The sequence below is a fragment of the Eubacterium sp. 1001713B170207_170306_E7 genome, assembly GCF_015547515.1.
Classification (GTDB): domain Bacteria; phylum Bacillota; class Clostridia; order Eubacteriales; family Eubacteriaceae; genus Eubacterium.
Genome location: NZ_JADMVE010000003.1, coordinates 18,787 through 39,861, shown reverse-complemented (window position 1 = coordinate 39,861; position 21,075 = coordinate 18,787). Strand labels below are relative to the sequence as shown.

Below are 21,075 nucleotides of genomic sequence, written 5' to 3'. Positions count from 1 at the left end.
ATTAGTTCTTCTTTCTCTTTTTCTGTTCTTCCTCTGCCAGCAGCCGGATACGTTTTTTGTTTCGCTTCATAAAGATTAGAAGCGCGATAACAGCCATAACGCCAAAGCCCACCTGCATCAGCATTACATACCGGTAAGCCATACCCGACGGATAGGTGTCCAGCAGCTTTCCGATCACTGGCGGTAAAAAGGCATCGGACGCATAAGCGACGGTGGAGATAAGCCCGATGGCGGTTCCCGAGAATTTCATCGGAATATCCGCTTCATTCAGCGGCGCATAGAGCTGTCCTCTGACCGCGCCCGTCAATATGATTTCAATAATAAATACAATGATAAACAGATACAGACTCGCACCGCCTCCTGGTATATAGCCAATCACCAGCGCACAGATAATCAGCAGGCTGATCAGCCACAGCATTGATCTACTCGCGCCCATCCGGTCGCCGAAGAAACCAGAGGCCAAAGCCCCAACCGGCTTAAAATAAGCTGTCAGCATGCCGATAAAGGCCATTGATGCTACAGAAGCCCCAAAGTTCAAATTGGCAATGGAGCTGCCGTAAGATCCGATGGTGCTCCCAATCGTATACCCTCCCAGCGCGATGATGGCAATGAGCCAGATATCGGCATTTTTAAGGCAGCGGAGGATGATTTTCCAGGGCTTCTCATCGTTAATATTCTCATCGTTTTCCAGATCGTCTGTGAAGACAAACCAGGATGCTATGGCCAGAAACATCAAAATGCCGCCATATAAAAATATAACAAAGCGTAGCCCCATGGATAGCGATACAAAGTGTGTGAACATCCAAGCCGCAAAAGTTCCGACAAGCACCTCGAAAAACGAAGCTCCTGCTTCTCGTCCCCCATACACTTTGCTTTCACTGCCTACATTTCGTCCAAACTGTCTTGTCGCTTTAATCAAAGCGGCCCAAAAGGTGAGTGTTGTAGTGATGCCCAGCAACGCATATATCACAATCGCTACATTGTAGGGCGGAAAGGTACCGAACCAGAGGTTCAGCAGACCGGTTCCCAGAAAAGAAATTGTCAGAAGTTTTCGCGGTGAAAATTTATCAGCCACAATGCCACCCAGAAAGTATGTCAGAGTCGCTACCCATGCATAACAGCTGAATAAAACACCGAACTGCTCATTCGTCATCGTGAAAGCTTCTAGAAAAGCATTGTAATAACTGCTCCGCATATAAACCACATAGTAGATCGCGTTTCCGCCGGAGCACAATACTATAAACTGCAAAACACTTCTGATCCTTTGCCTTTTCATAATTAACTCCCTTTACATTTATCCATTGGTTTTTTTAACACATGGATTCAAACCTGGGCGCTTTTTTGTTTGGATTCTTTGCGAAGGACCTTAGCCTCTCTCTCCTCAACTAAAATCTCTTTAATATTGTTTTTATTGCGGTATCTGAAAATTAGACACAGCACAACAGACAGCAGACCAAATCCTGCCAGTATCAGCATAGTGTAGCGGTAAGCAGTCACTGAGTCATAGGTATCCAGAAAACGGCCGATTACTGGTGGCAAAAAGGCATCTGACGCATAAATAATGGTGGCCATAAAGCCGAAAGCTGTCCCAGACAAAGACATCGGCACCCGCGCTTCCTTAATAGTCGCATATTTCTGGCTTCTGAAAGCGCCTGTACACACAATCTCGACTGCGAAAAGGACTAAGAACAGCCAAATATATTCCGGTCCAGTGGGCAGGAAAGCAAAAACAATGGCAAAGCCTGTCAGGACAATGCTCAAAATTAACAGCACCGCACTCGGTCCAAATTTATCGCCGAACCAGCCAGCGCCCAGCCCGCCAAAGGGTTTGAAATAAGCGGTCATGACCCCAACATATCCCATAACGGCAATAGTAGCGCCATAGTTTGAGCCAACAATATCACCACAGTATGAGCCAAGGGTGCTCCCGATGGCATAGGCTCCGGCACCCATCAGGGCACATATCCAAATATCCACATTTTTCAGGCATTGGAGCAGCAGCTTAAAGGGGCTTTCCTCACTGATAACTGCCTCGTCACCCGTACCGTTATCAAAAACAAACAGTGAGATGATCGCCAGCAGGATTAAAATGCCACCGTACATGAAGATGACAAAGCGGAGCCCTGCTGACATAACAGCAAATTTTGTAAACAGAAAAACCGCCAGTGTTCCAAAGATGACTTCAAATATGGCTTTACCGGCTTCCAGCCCGCCAAAGGCCTTACTCTCACTGCCCACACTCTGACCAAACTGTCTTGTGGCCTTCAGCAAAGCTGCCCAGAAGGTCAGCGTTGTTGTGACGCCCATCAGCGCATAGATTAACAACGCTGTCTCGTACTTAGGAAAGGTACCAAACCAAATATTAAGCAGACCGGTTCCCGCAAAAGATATGACCATCAGCACCTTTGTAGAAACTTTATCGGCCACGATCCCTCCCAGGAAATAGGTTGCGACAGCAACCCAGGCATAGCAGCTGAACAAAACGCCGAACTGCTCATTTGTCATCGTGAAGGCTTCCAGAAAAGCTTCGTAGAAGCTGCTTCGCATAAAAATAACATAAAAGATTGCATTTCCCCCGGCGCAGAGCACAATAAACTGAAGGATGCTTTTTAACTTAGAATTTTTCATTTTTACTCCTTTTTGTTTAGTAAAACAGTGCTTATCAAGCGGCCCGGATAATCCCGCCGCCCGGTAAGTCCAACATTAACGATATTCTTCAGGAATGAGTGTATCAAGAATTTCCGCCTGCTCCCCGGACAGCTCAGGCATTGTATATTCCTCCAGCCGCCGCTGCCATTCTTTTGTCGCCAGCGACTCAGCAGATGGGCAACCTGCCTGCATCCAGCTGTTGTGGTTGTCACGGATCGAAAGCCTTGGCATGATAAAATCTTTCCGGTAGGACTTCTGAGTTCTTTCAAAGTGCTGTCCTGTCGGCCCTGTCTTTAAGATGGAATCGAACATAATCGTCGAGTCATCGATCTCATAGCCTTCCATCAGATGCTTCAGTGACTCTATTTTTTCTTCATCCAGAATAAACTTCTCATAGCCGATGGAGTTCATTGAGTCCAGCAATCCGCAGGCATGTACCTGGCATTCAACCTTTAGCAGATAAGCTGTCAGAAGATTCATAAATGACTCGGCCCCTGCCTGATAATCCATAAGTTTGGAATCCGTATTGCTCGTGCCGCTGTGCAGCGGCACACCATAAAAGTCTGCCATTCTTCTTGAGGTGGCGCAGGCAAGCATGGCCTCTATCCCCCCATAGGCAGCCGCTGAACGCAGCCGCATATCCGACGAGTCAAATTTCCCGCAATAGACAACCGGTGTGCCTGGCCGGGCCAGCTGGGCTAAAACCATGGCTGCCAGGATCATGGAGTTTCCCAGAGTATAGACCCCGGCCATGGACTGCGGCGTGGTGACGCCAAAGGTCTGTCCCGCACAGATAATCACCGCCTGTCCCAGCTCTGCATATGTGATCAGAGCCTCTGACATCGCTGTAGACATCTGCATCGGCCCCATTGTGTCGATCAGCCCAGTGGCGATAATCTGTCTTCTGACATCCTCCAGGCCATAAAAACGACACATAGTCTCAAGGCTCTCTGTCGCAACAGCCTTGCCTTCTACCAGGCCCATCAAGGGCTTCTGGCAGTATTTCAAAGCAATGCCCAAGCGGTACTTTTCCCGCGCCGCGCCGTGGACGTAAGACACATCAATAACGTTTGGATTTGAGATGTCAATGACTCTACTGGTCTCATGCAACTTGTGAAAATTGACCAGATGTCTGTGGCTCGACAGCTCATACTTCCCGTTCTGGCAGACATACATTGGGCCATAGGACGGCGCATTATGAGTAACCTTGTTGCCGATGATAATCTTATTTCCAAGTCGGTCATACCACTCATAAGTTTTCGGCAAACTGGACAGCGCATTCTCTACAAGCTTTTCATCCATATAGACGATTCCGTTCTCTACCCTGGCTCCATGCTTCCTGAAAATATCAAAGGCCGCTTCACACCGAAAGGACACACCTATCTCTGACAAAATCTTCAGGCTTGTCTCGTGTATACGCTGTACCTCTTGATCTGTACCAATTAAATAATTTAACTTCATGATTCTCCCCTAAATTTTAATAATCAATCAATTCAATTTACAAAGATATTATAAATATCATGTTATACTCAATTGCTATAAAAAAATAAGCCTCTTAAAAAACCATCTCCTTTCCATTTAAATATATATAACATGTTATACTCAATTGAATTACTCTAACGATAATTTCTGAGATAAGATTAACACCTTTTGTATGCGTTGTCAAGAAAATTTATAAATTTTTACGAAATCCGAAAATCTATATCATCACAGCTGGCAAAGCTCACGGAAATGCCCGCAAAACGGTTTTGTTTTGTGTAGTACTCGATAAGGATGCGAAACATACTGTCCTCAGCTTCCAGATAGAGTTTATCCTTTACCGGTCCACAGTGGTTATCGACAGACAGATAAAATTTTTTATTGATGTCATAATTGTTAATGACGCTGATACCGTCATTGATCCAGCGTTCCTCGTTATAGGAATGGATGTTAAGCCGCGGGTTGTGCAGGATAAAAATCAGCTCATACATAACAGGCAGCTGTCCAAAATAGTGTATACGGGCGATCTTAATACACCTGGCGCGCCGGTTTGGCCGCACCTTGGTGTACTGCTTCATCTCTTCGAGATCGACCGAATCGACCGAGAGAACCTTTACGTCTGTCGGCTCATGTTTCATGGAGGTTCGCTGGTTATAGCGCAGAGCATAGACCTCATTCTTAATTTCATTTACAAAATTACCAATTCTCGGCTTGGAATGGACATAGCCGTTTTGACGCAGCAGCTCAATACTCCTGCGGACTGTTATATTGCTCACGTTATAGATCTCGCACAGCTCACTGAAGGAGGGCAGCTTTTCCCCGGGTTGAAACGTTTTGTCCAGAATTTTATCTTTCAAATCCTCATAAACAACCTGATAGGTCGTAAACAGTTGTTCATTGCTCATACACTAAAAACTCCTTTAATACAGCTTTCATTCGCGTTCAGGTACAGGCGGTCAAGGCCGGTGGGGGTTCCCCGGTCGTCATAAATTTTGCGCTCCACTAAGAGCAGCGAATCGGTATTTTTGCTGTCAATGCCCATCTTTTCCTTCAGCCACGTCTCTGGAATAATGCCGTTAATGACAATCTCCTCCCTAAAATCTGTCTGGGAGTCCTTGATCATATCCTTCAGGCCTGTGTAGGTCAAATCCTTCTCATCAATGGGCAGACCTCTGAAATAAGGGATAAAACGCCTGTCGTACCCAATAATCGCCTCGTTCTTAAAAATGTGCCAGTCCATAAAGACGATCTTGCTCTCCCTTGAAACCTTGAGCTCGTAAACCAGATCGATATCTGGCTTGATCATTTTAGCTTTGATTAGCTCTACCCGGTCATATCCGTCGTTAAGAATGCTGTTGATGTCCATATCAATCCGATATAGATCAGTGGATACCCCCTTTACAAAAGAGCCCTTCCCTGCCTTCGTGTAGATATATCCCTCGTTCTCCAGCAGGTTAAGCGTGTTTCGGATGGTCAGCCGGCTTGCGCCATACTTCTCACCCAGTTTTTTCTCTGATGGGAGCATCTCATTCTGGGCATAGATTCCACCCAGTATTTTTAAACGGATATCGTCAGCAATCTGCTGATATTTTACCGATTGGCTCTTTCTTCCATCCATCGTTGACACAGCTTTACACCATCCAAAATATTATTTGCGTAACCATCGGCCCCGCAGCATCGGACAATCTCATCATCGATGAAGCTGCCCCCGAGAATAATCTTTAAATTCTGTCTCAGCCCCTCGCCTGTAATAACGTCGATGGTCCGCTTAATGTAGTCCACAGCGCTGGTCAAGACTACGCTGATTCCCAAAATATCCGGCTGATACTTGATGATATTTTTTATAAAAATATCAGAGGAGACATCTACACCCAGGTCAATGACCTTGAAGCCTGAGATAATCGCGCCGCTTTTGAAAATCGACTTGCCGATGTCATGAATATCCGACTCTATGGTCCCCAAGAGAATCAGGCCAGAGCTGTTGGTCTGCTCGATCTGGTCATAAAGATGCATCTCTTTGGAGTTAATGATCTGCTCATAGAGAATGCCCGACATCATCAGGTCTGAGAGCGTCGCCTCCCCTGTCTCAAAGCCTTTCCCAATTTCGCCGAGCGCAAAATTAACCGCTTCGATAATTTCGTAGGGTTTTATGCCGCTCCGCAGTGCCCGTTTAGTCAATTTATTAACGAGCTCCTCGTCAAGTTCTACAAAAGCAGTAATTAATTGTTCAATCATTTCCGCCTCACTGGTATTGTAATCTCCTTTAGTATAACATAGCATACTCATAAAAAACAACCGTGTCAGGCCAAATTGGTGATAAAAAAGAACCAGCACATTCAAGGCTGGTTCTTCTGTAAATTTTCATTTTTGGCTGCTGTATGTCAGGCTTCAAGCAGACGCTTAAAAGCCGCCACATCTTTCGGATAAGACTGATCGTCCGGGAGCATCTCTTTTTTTACCATGGCGTTATAAATCTCCAGCATCATGGGCTTTTTCAGATTGGCCCTTTTCAGGATATCCTCATCGTCAAAAATTTCAACTGGCGGAGCGTCGGCAATGATCTGCCCATCGCAGAAAACAAGGGCGCGCTCCGCCCAGCGGTAAGCGAAGTCGACGTCGTGGGTGGAGATCAGCATGGTTTTTTCTTGGGATGCCAGCTTCTCAAGTACCTCCTCCAGCATTTCCGCATTTAATGGATCCAAAGCCGCGGTAGGCTCATCAAAAACAATGACCTCGGAGTGCATGGCAATAATATCAGCAATGGTGATTCGCTTTTTTTCACCGCCACTCAGATAATGGGGCGGCCGGTCCTTAAAATCCGTAATGTTCATGTACTCTAACGCCTCATCGACCCGGCGGACCACCTCGTCTCTGGGAAGCTTAAGGTTCATGGGACCAAAGGAAACCTCTCCCATGACTGTTGACGCGATGATCTGATTATCCGCGTCCTGAAAAACAATCCCGATAGATTTTCTCAGGGTATTCAGGTCCTTTTTATCCCGGGTCAGCTTCTGGCCTTTAAAATAAATTTCGCCGCTGTCCGGCGTGAGCACACCGTTGAGGTTCAGGAAAAAGGTTGACTTTCCAGCTCCGTTGGAGCCGATAACCGCAATGCGTTCCCCCTTGCCAATGGTAACGTCAATGCCCCGAAGCGCCTGCTTGTCCCCGGTATATGCGTACTTAAGATTTTTTATTTCAATGATTGTTTCTTTCATGTTGCCTCTCCTAGAATTTTAAAATCCAGACAGCTGTAAGCAGCAGTACGACCAGTCCCGCGGCCATTACCTGCTCCCTGCGCAGGGGCTTCTCAGCCTCTAGAAACAGAAGGTCGCCATCATAGCACCGGGCTTCCATCGCGTCATAGTACTGGCTTGCGCGCTTCATGGAAACCACAAAAAGATTACTCATGGAGTGACCGAAAGAATAAACCGCTGTCTTAAAATCACAGTAGCCCAGCCGGGACTCCGCCGAGTTTTTCATTTTGGCCTGCGTGTCCATCAGAATAAAAATATACCGGTAAATCATATTCATCAGCTCAATGACAAGCTTGGGGACATGCACTCGGCGCAAAACTCCAAAGACCTCAGTGGACGGTGTGGACAGAGACATCATATACATGGCACTGACTGCGCCAAAGGCTTTGCCCCACAGATACAGCGTCGTCATAAGGCTGTCATGGGATATATAAATATAAAAGAAATGGCAGTTGAGGGACCAAAGTCCCAGAGGCTCCTTTGAAAAATTAAAGAGGATGGCAATGCTCCCAAGGATGAGAAACGCCACCGGCACCCTTAAAAAGCTCAGGTAATCCCTAAAGTGTACGCCGCCCATGACCACCGTAATATAAGCTGTGATCAAAATAACCAGGACTGACACATAGAGGTTATTGGCGATGACACAGATGAGCAGAAGCAGCAGGGAAAACCCTACCTTAAAGCCAGGATTCCAGCCGTTGATCTTTGAATTATAGGCAAGTACATCAATGGAAAAAACCGCCCCGCCGTGGGAATGTCCATGGTGTCCACCATGTCTGTGGACGCACTCCCGGTGGCGAAACCAGTATACCAGGCCACACACACACAGAATCGCAAGCGCTGCTAAAAATACTTTCACGAACAAGCTCCTTTACACTAAGGATTTTTTACTTTAAATCATAAAAAAGGGGCAGGTTTCCCTACCCCCGGAAATGCGATTACAGCTCTGAATCTTCTTTCCCGAGCTTTTTGCGTTCAACCAGCCGGCCCATAAAGAAGGCCAGAATGCCAACGCCAATACCGGTCTGGAGACAGAAGATCAGTGATTCAACCTCACCTGGCAGTTCACCGTTGATCAACGTTTCAAGCACTGGCGTAAACCATGGCTCATATTCGCCGCCCTGAATTTCTTCGATCATGGTGCTTCCTGCATCATCGGAGCCACCAAACTCTGCGCCCTGAAGGGCAAAGAGCGGAACGACTACCAAAAGCGCGACGATTACCAGCAGAACAATAACTAATTTTTTATTTTTGCTCATCTTACGCTTCCTCCGCTGCTAAAAATCCAATTGATTTTAACTCTGGGCTCGCATAGGTTTCCAGAGCAATGACGATAATAACCGTTAAAATCCCCTCGATGATGGCCAGCGGCAGCTGTGTAGGAGCAAAGACGCCCAAAAACTTAACCGCTGAAGCCGCTACGCCGCCCGTTTCTGACGGATAGGCAAAGGCCAGCTGAATACTGGTGACACAGTAGGTAAACAGATCGCCGATACAGGCTGCCAAAAATACCCCGATTTTGCGGTTTACCTTCATTTTCTGACAAAGCTTATAGATTCCGAAGGACACGAAGGGACCTGCAATCGCCATGGAGAAGGTATTGGCGCCAAGGGTAGTTAAACCGCCGTGGGCCAGAAGGATCGCCTGAAATAAGAGTACAATAATACCCAGAATACTGACCGCGCTTGGGCCAAATAAAATGGCGCCCAGGCCTGTACCGGTCATGTGCGAGCAGCTGCCCGTAACGGATGGAATTTTCAAAGAAGAGATCACGAAGATAAATGCGCCCGCCATCGCAAGTAGGGTGATCGCCCTTCTGTTGCCTGTCAGAGTCTTTTTAATGGAGAAAAAGCCGGCTGCCAGAAAAGGTATACATAAAACACCCCACATAATGCAGTAGCCAACCGGTAAATAGCCTTCCATGATGTGCATCGCGTTTGCCGCGGGCACGATACCGAAGACCAGTGCCCATGCCCCAAGCATGGTCACAACTTGTTTTTGTCTCTTTGTCATTTTCTACCTCCTCAAACTTGTTCCCAACGTACTTTGCCATAAAAAAATCGCTCATCAAAAAAGATAAGCGATGAAAGTACGAAATGGGTGTGCCAAAGATACACACAGCCTCGTCCTTACATTCAGTTATCTCTCGTAACCAAATGCAGCTTAAAATCCTATGGTCAGCAATCTGACTTGACTTTCGTCTTACAGCGGCGGGACCGTTTGGGATTTTCACCCAATTGTGCTCAAACCATCGTGAGGCCGATGGACAACCACAGGACAATAATAACAATGCCGAATTTACATTTATTATATGCTTAAAAACCTGTTTTGTCAATACCTCTGTTGCATCTATTTGAAATCTACCAGAGCCCCTTATACCTGTACCCCTTATGGGTATACTTTGATTTAGCTAACTTTATTACGCATTTCTTACTAGAGACGCCTGCCCGCCTGTACTGACAAGCTGATCTCAAAGGTCGGGGTAATCTCAAAGATAAAACGACTGACAACCTGTCTTGACGCTTCGATATTTTCACGGATATAGCCCGCATCGGTAAAGAGAAAGCTGTAATAATCAAAGAAAAACCAGTCAACAGCGTCCTGAAGCTCCAGATCAATCTGCTTTTCGAGCACATCCCTGAACACCTGAATTTCCATTCCAACCGTCAGCGATTTCAGATACTCGAAATATCTGCGTTCCTTCAGCTTTGGGTTAATGCCCGTATAGGCCTCACTCTCAAGCTCCAGGCTAAAGAAATAATCCCGCAGATCAAGCATGCTCCTCGCGAACAGCGGCAGTTTTGAGACCTCTGCATAAAACCGCATGACAGCGTCGTCTGTAAACAACGCCTTAAAATAAGCCCGATAGCCGATCATATCTAATAGCATCCCCCGCGGCAGGCTTCCCAGTTCATCTTTCTTCTCGTCCACGCAGAAAACAACATCGTTGCAGAAATCCTTATAGATCTGAACCGCCAGGTTCTCCTTCGCCCCGAAATAATAGTTTAAAAGTCCCTGTTTTGTCCTGGCATCGGTGATGATATCCTTGACCGTTGTCTTATCATAGCCCTTCTGATAAAAAATCTTTTTGGCGCTCTGGTAAAGGCTTTCCTTTGTCTCGAGGCCGTTTTTATAGTTAGCCATGGCTCCTCCACGTTTTTTATTATATTATAGCATCCACCGTAAAAAAAATAAAGAAACAAATTTTGAACGTTGACAAAATTCAGAAAAAGGTGTATATTGAACGTATTCAAAATATGTGCACATTTTGTCTAAATCTGTAAAAATAAGGGAGAACAAAACAAAATGGAAAATGTTCAGGCAAAGCTGGATAATTTTATGCGCGGTGTTCGCGGCGAAAAAATGGACTATGTCCCCATTATGATGGACTTTGAGCCCACCTATATCTGTGAGTATACAAAACAGGACTGCATCCGTTCCTTCTGGGATTACGACGGCTTTATCGCAGGCTATGACCAGGTCATGAAGGATTTTGACATCGATCTGACCCAAAGTGTGGTTTTTCTGCCGCCGCAGAAAAATGCCCTACTGGGCTCAAAGGTGTGGGTTCAGAACCGCGTCAACGGCTATATGCAGCATCCGGAGGTGACCTCACTGTTTCCGGAGGAATATCCCGAGCTCATCGAGGATCCTCTCCACTGCATCGCATCACGCGTGCTGCCCCGGATGTACACCGAGCTGGGGCGTGAAGCCCCCTACAGCACAATGGCTTTTGCCAAGGCACTGCTTTATGAAAAGAATCAGGTTCACCACTTCTATGACCAGATTTTTGAAAAAACTATGGAAAACAATGCGCTGCTCTACTACGGCACCATGTTCTACGCCCCCTTCGACCTTCTGGCAGACCATCTGCGGGGCATCACCCAGATTTCCATGGATCTGCGGCGCAGAAAAGACGACGTCGAAGCCGCCTGCGACGCGCTGTTAAACGTCATGGCCCGCTACGTGGAAACCACCAGCATGGCAGATGAAAGCGGCTTCCCACTGGCCTGCACCTGGTCTCACCTGCCGCCGATGATCAATCAGAAGCAGTTTGAGCGTTTTTATTGGCCCACCTTCAAAAAGCTGTGTGAAATGCTGACTGATAAGGGCGTCACCCTTTATGTCAACTTCCAGGGTGACTACCGCGACGGCCGTTTCTTCGACTTTTATCAGGATCTGCCAAAGGATAAAATCGTCATCGCCGTGGAATACCAGGATTTTGAGCAGGCGACTGCCACCCTCGGCCGGGACCATATGCTCAGCTGCTCCTATCCACTGAACTATTTTTCGGATTACTCTACCGGGGAATGTGTTGACAAAGCCCGTGAGCTGATGGATATCGGCATGAAAAACGGCCGCTTTTACTTCGGGCTGAACAAATCCGCCCTGGATTTTCATGATGCTGACCCGGATAAGCTAAAAGCTGTATTGAATTTCGTCCGCGAGTACGGACAGTATTGAGGTGAAACATGAAAGATCAATTAACACAGTTAGACAGAGAAATTGTTGAGAGCTATCCCGAAGAATACCGCCCCATGATCGAAAGCAATCTTGAGGTTACCGAAACCGAGTTGGAAATGTTTATTCTCAGCCTGATCATGTAAAACCGCTTGATGCAGGGTCTGGAAAAGTATGGTACCGCAAAACAAAAGCCCCCGAAAATTTCCGGGGGCTTTTTGCCGCGTTTATTTCAGGCGGATAATTTCAATCTTATACCCGTCTGGGTCCTTGATAAAATAATAGCTTTTAACGCCGTTGTCCAGACCACTGAGGTCAGTGACATCGTATCCCTTGGCCTTGTGTTCTTCATGGCTGGCTTCCAGGTCTTCGACCTCCACTGCCAAATGGCCGTAGCCATCGCCGATGACATAAGGCTTTTCAGGGTCGTAGTTATAGGTCAGCTCCAGAGTGAAATCAGTCTGGCCATCGCCCAGATATACCAGGGTAAACTTGCCTTCCGGCTTGTCCTTTCTGCGGACTTCCTTAAAGCCCAGCGCATCCTGATAGAATGCCAGTGATTTTTCAAGATCCATTACACGGATCATGGTATGTGCCATACGGTATTTTCCCATAATGTTGTTCCTCCTTATAAATTTAAGTCCCGGTAGAAGTCATAGGTTTTGAGGTTTTTCGCCAGCTGGTAAGAAATATAGTGGTTCATCATATCCATGATGCGCCGTACCAGCGTTTTGTCAAACGCCCGCTGTCTTATCGCCTTGATGGGGGTGACGAGGAGATAGACCATCTCCGTGAGCACCTCCGGGGTAAGGCGGTAGCTATAGCCTTCTGTCCGATGACAATTTTCGCATAAAACGCCGTTATTTTCAATACTGAAATACATTAAATGTTCGGTACTGCCGCAAAGCGCGCAGATGTCAAAAACCGGCCGTATGCCGTGCACCTCTGTCAGCTTTAGCTGAAGGGCGGCGACCAGCGCCTCGTTGCTCTGGCTCTTATCCTCCGAAATGTAAAACAAAATAAAATTCACCAGCCGCAGTACAGCCTTATTCCCCTGGTAGTAATCGTAAAAGGCGTCCAGCAACTCCAAAACGTAGGAAGCCAGCGACATCTTTATCAGATCGTTGCGCAGCGGATAAAAGGACTGTATGAGGCTGGCCTGATTGATATTTGCAAAATTTTTGCCGGGATAGTAGACAAACTCGCTGTAGGCAAAGAGCTGGGTCGCTGCCACCAGCGGGCTGCGGTTCCGCCTTACCCCCTTGGCGATGGCCTTAACCTTTCCCTCTTCCTCGGTAAAAAGGGTAAGAATCTTGTCCTGCTCCTGAAAGGGTTGCTCGCGGATCACAATGCCTTTCGTCTTTACCAGTGCCATAGGCTACTCGGTATATCCCAGATCCTTAAGGTCGTAGGTTTTCTCGCGCCAGTCTGCCCTTACCTTGACCCAGAGCTGAAGGTTGACCGGGGTTTTTAAAAAGAATTCAATATCCTTTCGGGCGTAGGTTCCGATTTTTTTGAGCATGGAGCCCTGCTTTCCGATCAGAATCCCCTTGTGGGTTTTGCGCTCACAGAAAATGGTAGCGTCGATGTCGACAATGTTCTTATCCTCACGCGCCTTCATTTTTGTAACCTCAACCGCCACACCGTGGGGCACCTCATCCTTGAGCAGATGCAGAACCTTTTCGCGGATCAGCTCACCCACAATAAAGCGCTCGGACTGATCCACCACCATATCCGGCGGAAAGTACATGGGACCTGGCTCCAGATGCTTTTTAATGGCCGCCAGAAGCGCCTGTACCCCATCGCCATTCCAGGCCGAGACAGGAATAATGCTGTCCAGGAAGGTATAGCCCTGATAGGCCGCAATGGTCTTAAGCAGTTCTTCCTTGGGCACGGTGTCGATCTTGTTAATGATCAGGATCACCGGTGTCCGGCTGCCCGCGAGCTTATCCAGAATGTACTGGTCTCCCGGGCCGATCCTGTCTTCAGGCTCCACCAAAAAGAGCACCACGTCCACGTCGGAGATGGTGTCTTCAGCGGACTTGAGCATAAAATCCCCAAGCTTGTTCTTGGGCTTGTGCATGCCCGGTGTGTCGATAAAAACCATCTGGCTGTCCGCGTCGGTGTGGATACAGCGGATGGCGTTTCTCGTGGTCTGAGGCTTGTTAGCCGTGATCACCAGCTTTTCGCCCATGATGCTGTTAAGCAGCGTGGACTTTCCCACGTTGGGACGGCCGATAATGCTGATAAAGCCTGATTTAAATGGTTGTTCTGTACTTTTCGTTTCCTGCATAAATTTTCCTTTACTTTTGTTTTACTTAAAGATAAGTGGCGCGATCATGGTCCAGATCTTTGGCAGAAAAATGATCAGCCCCACTACCACAGACACAATAGCCATGAGCAGTACCGCGCCGGCGGCCGTATCTTTGGAGACCTTGGCCAGGTGGTGGTATTCCTCGGTGTAGAGGTCTACCAGCGTCTCGACCGCAGTGTTGACCACCTCTAAAATAAGCACAAAGCCGATCACAATGACAATGGCCAGCCACTCGGTCTCCGATATTTTGAAAAAGAAGCCAGCCAGTATGGCAAACAGGCCGATGACACTGTGTATCTTCATATTGGGCTGCGTTTTTAATACATATTTAATACCCTCAAATGCGTACCCAAAACTGCTTGTTAAACGTCGGCGCATTTTTCTCTCCCCCTTAACTGAAAAACGGTCAGTCGTCGCCCATAATGGCTTTTTCGCGGGCGCGCATCACTCTTTTTTCGTCTTCTTCCATGTGGTCATAGCCTAACAGGTGCAGCACGCTGTGCACACTCAGGTAGCAGATCTCACGCTCCAGACTGTGCCCATACTCCTCCGCCTGCTCTGCCGCCCGTGTGGTTGAGATGACGATGTCCCCCAGCATGACCGGTATCCCAGTCTCATAAGTGATCATATCCTCATCCTCCGGGAATTCCAGCATGGGGAAGGACAGCACATCAGTTTCCTTGTCGATGCCCCGATACTCAGTGTTAAGCTCCTTAATTTCCTCAGGCACGACCAGCGAAAAGCTAATCTCGCAGGGCACCAGGACATTCTCCTGCTGAAGCGTGATTAAAATGTACTCCTCAACCTTTTCGTAGACCGATGCGTCAAGCTCGACCTCACTCCGATTGTCAATTTCCAAATTAAGTTCTAATGGCAATTTTTTCTCTCCTTCTTCTTAACGCCCTGATGATTTTAATTTGGCTTTTCAGCCAGCTCAAGCGTGAGCTTTTTCTCCTTCGCCTTGTCGTTCCGGTCATAGGCCTCGATAATACGCTGAACCAGACGGTGGCGCACCACATCGTCCTGTGAGAACTCGATAAAGGCAATGTCCTGAATGCCGCGCAGAATCTTACGGACCTCCTTAAGGCCGGAACGTTTGCCGCCGGGCAGGTCGATCTGGGTAATATCCCCGGTCACCACGATTTTAGAGCCCTGGCCAAAGCGGGTCAGGAACATTTTCATCTGCTCTGGCGTAGTGTTCTGAGCTTCATCCAGTATAATATAGGCATTTTCAAGTGTACGCCCACGCATGTAGGCCAGCGGCGCCACCTCGATGAGCCCCTTTTCCATATTCTTTTCAAAGGCTTCGGCCCCCATGATTTCAAACAGCGCATCGTACAGCGGCCGCAGATAGGGGTCGACCTTGTCCTGCAAATCGCCTGGCAGAAAACCCAGCTTTTCACCGGCTTCCACCGCCGGACGGGTCAGAATCAGACGATCTACCTCGCCGTTTTTAAAAGCAGTGATAGCCATGGCCATGGCCAGATAGGTTTTGCCTGTACCTGCCGGGCCAATGCCAAAAACAATGTCGTTATGGCGGATGGCGTCGATATAACGCTTCTGGCCCAGGGTTTTGCTTCGGATGGGCTTGCCTCGCATGGTGTAGCAGATGATGTCATCGTTCAGGGCGCTGTATTCACGCTCCAGCCCCTTGGACTGGAGCGTGAGGATATACTCGGTATTATCCTTTGTAATGCCGCCCTGGCCCACGATGGTGCGGATCATTTCCTCGATGATCCTTACCGCCGCATCCACCCGCCTGCCTTCGCCGCAGATTTTGAGTGCGCCGTCGCGCACCATGACGTCGACCTTTAAGTGCTCCTCAATGAGCTTGATATTTTCGTCATATTTGCCAAAAACCTTTGACATAGTCTCCGGCGATTCAATCATAATGTCCTTTGTGATTTCTTCCAAATGAACCTCCTGATATTTTACGGATTTAGTTTAATACTGTCATAATCGGGTGTGTAAAGCGCCTCCAGCATGCCAAAACCCTCTGGGCAGTCCACCACGGTAATGCTGCCAAGCCTGATGTTAAAATGCCATTTCGACTGAAGAGGCAGATCCAGCAGGTTGACCAGCAGACTGTGCACCGTACCGCCATGGGCCACAATAAGCACATTTTTATCCGCGTGAGCCTCAGCGTGTTCAGCCAGAAAAGCACTCATGCGGTTGTGGTAATCGGTATAGTTTTCGCCCCCGGGCAGGGTGACGTGGTTGTAGTCATCCATCCAGGCATCCCACATTTTTTTGTCCAGGGCCATGGCCTCGTCGGCGGTCAACCCGTCAAAAATACCAAAGTTAAATTCCTTAAGACGGTCGTCTGGTGTAAAAGGCCTGTCCAGGCGCTCTGCCACTGCCTCTCCAATTTTATACGCCCTTGAAATGGGGCTCACATAAATTTCATCAAAGGGAATTTTTTCGTTCAGAGCGACCAGCTTATCCACCAGCATTTCCTTCATCCTGGCCCCGAAGGCCGTATAGTCGGATTCGGTATGGCCGTTGAGGCGGTGTTCGGCGTTTCCAAAGGTTTCTACGTGTCTTACTAAAATATATTTCATTCTTCACCTGACGTATACATAATTATTTATATCCATTATATACGATTTTACAAAATAGTAAAAGGTAGGAACCAGGAATTTTTAAATTTTACCAGCCTCCACCTGAAAAGCACCCTTTCGTTTCGTATATTTATTCATAAATAATGCATTTTTAAAATTTATTTTCAATTTTTCAAGGTTTCACTTGTGCTTTAAATGTATTTTTATTATAATAATCCTTATATCTCAGAAAGGAGCTTTTCATGGACAAAACAAAGAAAACAGGTCTGATGGCGGATCTTGGGTTACTGGTAGTGGCGGTTGTCTGGGGGACGGGCTTTGTGGCCTCCAAAAACGCCATTGCCGCCACCACCCCAATGATGGTGATGGCCATCCGTTTTACAGTGGCCTTTCTAATAGCATTTATTGTCTTTTTCAAGCATCTCAGGAGGATCTCGAAGGACACACTCAAGGCCGGGTGCATCATCGGATTCTTCCTGTTTACAGCCTTTGCGGCCCAGACCATCGGCCTACAATTTATTCAGGCCGGTAAGCAGGCGTTCCTGACCGCCACCAATGTGGTGATGGTTCCCTTTATCTTCTGGGCGGTGAAGAAGCACCGTCCAGACCGTTATAATTTTGCCGCGGCCTTTATTATGCTGCTGGGCATTACCCTGCTGACAACAGACTTTAGCACTGGCTTCAGCTTTGGCGCAGGCGACGGGCTCACCTTGCTGTGTGCCTTCCTGTTTGCCTGCCACATTGTCTCGGTAGGCGTGTTCTCAAAAGATCACAACCCCATTGCCCTGACGGTTATCCAGCTGGGCTTCACGGCGCTGGCATCGCTGCTCTATGTCATTTTCTCCGGAGAGCTAACCACTGCCATCACTCCTTCGGGCTGGCTTAACGCCGTCTATCTGGGCTTGTTCAGCACCTTCCTGGCCTTCCTGCTCCAGACAGTGGCCCAGAAGTACACCAGCTCGACTCATGCGGCCATTCTCATGAGCCTGGAATCCGTCTTTGGCAGTATTTTCTCCATCATTCTGCTGGGTGATCGTTTTACGCTGATGATGGCCATCGGCTGTGTTGTCATTTTTCTCGGCGTTATTACCGCAGAGACCAAATGGGCTTTTCTGCGACACAACACAGTAAAAGACAGCCCTGAATAAAAAACGAAGTCTCAAACAATGTTCGTTTTTTATTTGAGTTCAACTCAATATCTTCTTATAATCAAACTGCTGGTCAGAGTATTCAATGCTTCTGAGGCCCAACCCAACTTCGGCTAATCAGATTACCGACACTGCCAATTGTGTTGATCAAACTGATAAATTTACTGATATCGGCAAATTCACAGGTTTTAATACAAGGACTGCTGTTGATTTAAATTTTTCTTTTGTCTTCTTTTCAACCTTATGGATTTATTATAATACATGCTGCCCAGATCACCAACTCCACAGCCCCAAGCAGCTGAGCGACGGTATCCGTTACACGCCAATGTTTTATAGAGGAAAGGGGTGAAGCGAGATTGTAAGGCTTTGCCAAACTAAAAAAGACGACCTGCCAAAACGGCACGTCGTCTTTTTCTTATACCAGCAGGTCCATGATCCCGTCAAAGAACTGCTTACTGTATTTTTCTACCCGAGGACGGGCGCTTTCTGGGGCCAGGGGATTTTCTGCTTTAAAGTCCTCCCATGTCAGCAGACACCTAGATTTTACAGGCTTCATGATGGCCGGGTCAAAGGTGAAGCCCTCACTGTTCAAGGGCATGCCAAAGGGCTGTCCGAAATTTTCATACGTGCCGTACTCGTGCACGAACTCTGCCACTGCGATGTAATTTTCCAGATTGATGTCGCCCAAGGTCAGCGGATCCTTGTCAAAGCCAAAGACGTAGCCGCCGCCGGGCATCATGATGTCCAGAAGTTCCTTGGCCTTGTCAATACATTCTTCCCGGGTGCCCTGCTTGATGAGTGAGATCGGGTACAGGCCGTGGAGGATAAACTTGTCGCCCAGCTTGTCCTTGATGGCTCTGGGGTCGCCATATTCAAACATGAGGTGGGTGCCGGCGGGCAGCTCACGCAGGTGGTCGAGGTAGCGGGACCAGTCGTCCTCGCAGAAGGCCATGACCCGCACGCCCTTGCTGGCGAACTGTTCCAGCATGGTCTTGTAGGTTGGGAGCCACAGCGCTTCAAAGTCTTTTTCACGCATAAAGGTAGGCATGTGCAGCGGGGTAATCACACTGCCCTCGGGATGGGGCGCTTCGGGCAGGCCCCAGTAAAACATCAGGGGCAGCACGGCCTCGCAGGCTTCCCTGAGCTGGGCGCGGTGGCGGCGGATATCCATGCTCACGCCGCTGAAGCTGCGCAGCTGGTCGGCGATGAAATCAAAGGGAGCCTCGCAGAAGCCTGAGGAGCCCAAGGGCGCGCCGGGATAGTAGCCCTTGGTCTCAATAAGCTCCATAAACCAGGGCAATGACGCCAGGGTATCCTCCTCCAGGGCTTTCTGGGCCATGTTAAAGCGCTGCATGGCCTTGACCGGCTCATTCTTAAAGTCCAGATTCCGGTACTGTCTCGGGATCACTTTGTCCACCAGAAAAGTGAAGGGGTCCTCAATGAGCTGGGGGTATTCGTCATCGTTCATGCCGGTTACCTCGGGGTGCTGCACGAAGCCGTTTCTGCCCATGACAAAGGACTGGGAGCCCAGGAGCTGATAGATCAGCGGCGTGCGGCCAGTGGTCAGGTTGACTGGAAAGCTGATACAGCCATCCGAATAAACCTGGTCGGCCAGAGCCAGCAAAGGCTCACGCAGGCAGCTGTAATCGTACTGGAAATCAAAAGGGTTCTGGCGGCCATACTCGGCCATAAGGTGAAAGGGCAGGACCATGGACAGGGGTACCTTTTTGGGCATCCGGTTCTGATAAAAATCGCTGAAATCCTTGCAGCGTTCTTCCTGTAATTCTTTGACTGATTGATTGTTATTCATATTATTTCTCTCTCTATTTTATTTAGAAATCGCTTTTCTGCCGAACTCGGGCAGAAAAAAGGCCGTTACGATGGACATGCACACGCACAGGCCGCAGAGCAGGTAGTACAGGGTCATGTTCCCCCCTGCCAGCGGTGTCAGGACATAGGTGGGCAGCAGCACAACGCCCAGCAGCTGGATGGTGGTGACAAAGCCGCCGGCCGTACCGCCGTACAGGGGCCCGATTTCCTTAATCTGAACTGGAATGGGCATGAGCAGCGGTACCATACCGCTGAGGCAGGCGCCGGTTAAAAACAAGCTGGCAATAAGCAGCGGCCCCTCGGGCGCCCGCCAGGCAAAGGCTGACCCCACTGCGGCAATGATGGCGCAGGCGGCCAGAACGGGTTTGTTCTTCCCCAAGCGGTTGGCGATAAAGGGCACTGCCAGGCAGCCGCAGAGATTTCCGATGGTCATAAAGGAGGCCACCACACCAGCCTGCACGGCGTCGATGCCGCGCTCGGCAAGGGCGGTGGGCAAAAAGGCGTTCATGGCTGTAGCGCTGGTGATAATGCCCATAAGGCAGAAGGCCGTCAGCCAGACGTACTTGTTCCGGACAACGATCCTCATGGCCTCTGCGATTGTGTCCCTGGGCAGCTCTGCCACCCCGGCGCTGGCCTCTTGCTTCGGGTCTCTGGCAAAGACAAGCCACAGGATCAGGGCCGCCAGGCTGATGCCGGCCGCAAACACAAAGGCGCTGCTGACAGACGGAAAAAGGCTGGTGGTGCCCATGGCCACTGCCATCGCCAGTGTGGCAGCGGCCTGAAAGATGCTCATCATGGTCACGTTCTTCTCAGGCGGAAAGTAGCTGCCGATAAACTTGGCCCCGTTGGCGTTCAGGAGTGTGGCCCCGATCCCGGTCATGAACATAAACACCACCAGGGTGCCGTAGCTGCCGGCAAAGATCCGCAGGCAAGTGCCCAGGGCGGTGAAGCCCAGGCCGAAACCTACCACCCGCTTTAAGCCAAAGCGGTCTGCCAGTATCCCGGCGACCAGGCTCAGAAAAATGGCCGGCATCATGACAGCTGTAAAAATACTGCTGAACTGAGACGGCGTCATGCTGAACATTTCCATGAGTTGGGACGCCAGGGGCGACAGCTGGTACTGGGAATAATTTGGCGAAAAATTGGCGACACAGGCCGCAAACAGAACAAATCCCGCTAAATACTTTGTTTTTTTCATTTTCCCCTCATTTTGGAAAAGAAGATCTTCTTAAAATACAACCTCTTTATTTTCCGAATTTACTGGCCAAACTAAATTTAGAATGATGATTGTATTTTCTATGGGCATTATAGCACGTAAAAAAAGACCCTTTTGTCTCATATGAGACATAAAGGATCTTTTTTTCAAAATTTTTCTGTTT

23 protein-coding genes and 1 riboswitch are annotated in these 21,075 nt (G+C 48.5%); of the genes, 3 read left to right on the top strand and 20 right to left on the bottom strand.

Features of this window, described 5'->3' with window-relative positions; translation table 11 throughout:
- Position 1: 1 nt before the first annotated feature.
- The 11 genes from I2B62_RS08205 to I2B62_RS08155 form a co-directional block, all read right to left on the bottom strand.
- Positions 2-1,276 (bottom strand): MFS transporter, encoded by a 1,275-nt coding sequence (locus I2B62_RS08205; RefSeq protein WP_195268488.1) that lies wholly within the window; start codon positions 1,274-1,276, stop codon positions 2-4.
- A gap of 47 nt (positions 1,277-1,323) precedes the next feature.
- A complete protein-coding gene (locus I2B62_RS08200; RefSeq protein ID WP_195268487.1) occupies positions 1,324-2,628 on the bottom strand; it encodes an MFS transporter in 1,305 nt (434 codons plus the stop codon).
- Positions 2,629-2,703: 75 nt separating this feature from the next.
- Positions 2,704-4,110: a trimethylamine methyltransferase family protein gene (locus I2B62_RS08195; protein WP_195268486.1), complete on the bottom strand. Its 1,407-nt coding sequence runs from the start codon at positions 4,108-4,110 to the stop codon at positions 2,704-2,706.
- A 221-nt stretch (positions 4,111-4,331) separates the two neighbouring features.
- The gene (locus I2B62_RS08190) at positions 4,332-5,033 is read right to left on the bottom strand and encodes a GntR family transcriptional regulator (RefSeq protein WP_195268485.1); all 702 of its coding nucleotides are present in this window, start codon (positions 5,031-5,033) and stop codon (positions 4,332-4,334) included.
- Positions 5,030-5,746 carry a GntR family transcriptional regulator gene (locus I2B62_RS08185; RefSeq protein WP_195268484.1) on the bottom strand — a complete coding sequence of 239 codons (717 nt, stop codon included), beginning with the start codon at positions 5,744-5,746 and terminating at the stop codon, positions 5,030-5,032. Before I2B62_RS08185 ends, I2B62_RS08190 begins: the two co-directional genes overlap by 4 nt.
- The gene (locus I2B62_RS08180; RefSeq protein ID WP_038351724.1) at positions 5,719-6,363 is read right to left on the bottom strand and encodes a cobalamin-dependent protein; all 645 of its coding nucleotides are present in this window, start codon (positions 6,361-6,363) and stop codon (positions 5,719-5,721) included. Before I2B62_RS08180 ends, I2B62_RS08185 begins: the two co-directional genes overlap by 28 nt.
- A 146-nt stretch (positions 6,364-6,509) precedes the next feature.
- Complete coding sequence (locus I2B62_RS08175; protein WP_195268483.1) at positions 6,510-7,343, bottom strand: energy-coupling factor ABC transporter ATP-binding protein; 834 nt, start codon at positions 7,341-7,343, stop codon at positions 6,510-6,512.
- Positions 7,344-7,353: 10 nt separating this feature from the next.
- Entirely contained in the window at positions 7,354-8,241 is an 888-nt protein-coding gene (gene cbiQ, locus I2B62_RS08170) for a cobalt ECF transporter T component CbiQ (protein WP_195268482.1), read from the bottom strand.
- A 79-nt stretch (positions 8,242-8,320) separates the two neighbouring features.
- A complete protein-coding gene (locus I2B62_RS08165) occupies positions 8,321-8,641 on the bottom strand; it encodes an energy-coupling factor ABC transporter substrate-binding protein (RefSeq protein WP_013381137.1) in 321 nt (106 codons plus the stop codon).
- Position 8,642: 1 nt separating this feature from the next.
- Positions 8,643-9,395, bottom strand: a complete 753-nt coding sequence (locus I2B62_RS08160) for an energy-coupling factor ABC transporter permease (RefSeq protein ID WP_013381138.1) — start codon at positions 9,393-9,395, stop codon at positions 8,643-8,645.
- 148 nt (positions 9,396-9,543) lie between these two features.
- A riboswitch (cobalamin riboswitch) is annotated at positions 9,544-9,661 on the bottom strand.
- A gap of 154 nt (positions 9,662-9,815) precedes the next feature.
- A complete protein-coding gene (locus I2B62_RS08155; protein WP_195268481.1) occupies positions 9,816-10,526 on the bottom strand; it encodes a TetR/AcrR family transcriptional regulator in 711 nt (236 codons plus the stop codon).
- A gap of 162 nt (positions 10,527-10,688) precedes the next feature.
- Here I2B62_RS08155 and I2B62_RS08150 point away from each other — a divergent pair, with 162 nt between their 5' ends.
- The gene (locus tag I2B62_RS08150; RefSeq protein WP_195268480.1) at positions 10,689-11,846 is read left to right on the top strand and encodes a uroporphyrinogen decarboxylase family protein; all 1,158 of its coding nucleotides are present in this window, start codon (positions 10,689-10,691) and stop codon (positions 11,844-11,846) included.
- An 8-nt stretch (positions 11,847-11,854) separates the two neighbouring features.
- Positions 11,855-11,989 carry a hypothetical protein gene (locus tag I2B62_RS20645; protein ID WP_013381141.1) on the top strand — a complete coding sequence of 45 codons (135 nt, stop codon included), beginning with the start codon at positions 11,855-11,857 and terminating at the stop codon, positions 11,987-11,989.
- Between the two features lie 81 nt (positions 11,990-12,070).
- On the opposite strand, the gene I2B62_RS08145 is transcribed toward I2B62_RS20645, so the two are convergent.
- Genes I2B62_RS08145 through I2B62_RS08115 form a run of 7 tightly spaced genes read right to left on the bottom strand, consistent with a single transcriptional unit; the run spans position 12,071 to position 16,718 of the window.
- On the bottom strand, positions 12,071-12,457 hold the full coding sequence (locus tag I2B62_RS08145) for a VOC family protein (RefSeq protein WP_013381142.1): 387 nt from the start codon (positions 12,455-12,457) through the stop codon (positions 12,071-12,073).
- 14 nt (positions 12,458-12,471) lie between these two features.
- On the bottom strand, positions 12,472-13,218 hold the full coding sequence (gene recO, locus I2B62_RS08140; protein WP_195268479.1) for a DNA repair protein RecO: 747 nt from the start codon (positions 13,216-13,218) through the stop codon (positions 12,472-12,474).
- Between the two features lie 3 nt (positions 13,219-13,221).
- Positions 13,222-14,136, bottom strand: coding sequence for a GTPase Era (era, locus tag I2B62_RS08135; RefSeq protein WP_195268478.1), 915 nt, complete (start codon positions 14,134-14,136; stop codon positions 13,222-13,224).
- A gap of 21 nt (positions 14,137-14,157) precedes the next feature.
- Entirely contained in the window at positions 14,158-14,535 is a 378-nt protein-coding gene (locus tag I2B62_RS08130; RefSeq protein WP_195268477.1) for a diacylglycerol kinase family protein, read from the bottom strand.
- Between the two features lie 28 nt (positions 14,536-14,563).
- Positions 14,564-15,034, bottom strand: a complete 471-nt coding sequence (gene ybeY / locus I2B62_RS08125) for an rRNA maturation RNase YbeY (protein WP_243259466.1) — start codon at positions 15,032-15,034, stop codon at positions 14,564-14,566.
- Positions 15,035-15,069: 35 nt separating this feature from the next.
- A complete protein-coding gene (locus tag I2B62_RS08120) occupies positions 15,070-16,071 on the bottom strand; it encodes a PhoH family protein (protein ID WP_207735974.1) in 1,002 nt (333 codons plus the stop codon).
- Between the two features lie 17 nt (positions 16,072-16,088).
- A complete protein-coding gene (locus I2B62_RS08115) occupies positions 16,089-16,718 on the bottom strand; it encodes a histidine phosphatase family protein (protein ID WP_195268476.1) in 630 nt (209 codons plus the stop codon).
- Positions 16,719-16,960: 242 nt separating this feature from the next.
- On the opposite strand from I2B62_RS08115, the gene I2B62_RS08110 reads away from it, so the two are divergent.
- Entirely contained in the window at positions 16,961-17,866 is a 906-nt protein-coding gene (locus I2B62_RS08110; RefSeq protein ID WP_195268475.1) for a DMT family transporter, read from the top strand.
- Between the two features lie 415 nt (positions 17,867-18,281).
- Here the strand turns inward: I2B62_RS08110 and I2B62_RS08105 are convergent, their stop codons facing one another.
- Complete coding sequence (locus tag I2B62_RS08105; RefSeq protein ID WP_195268474.1) at positions 18,282-19,676, bottom strand: uroporphyrinogen decarboxylase family protein; 1,395 nt, start codon at positions 19,674-19,676, stop codon at positions 18,282-18,284.
- Positions 19,677-19,694: 18 nt separating this feature from the next.
- Complete coding sequence (locus I2B62_RS08100) at positions 19,695-20,894, bottom strand: MFS transporter (RefSeq protein ID WP_195268473.1); 1,200 nt, start codon at positions 20,892-20,894, stop codon at positions 19,695-19,697.
- Positions 20,895-21,075 lie beyond the last annotated feature (181 nt).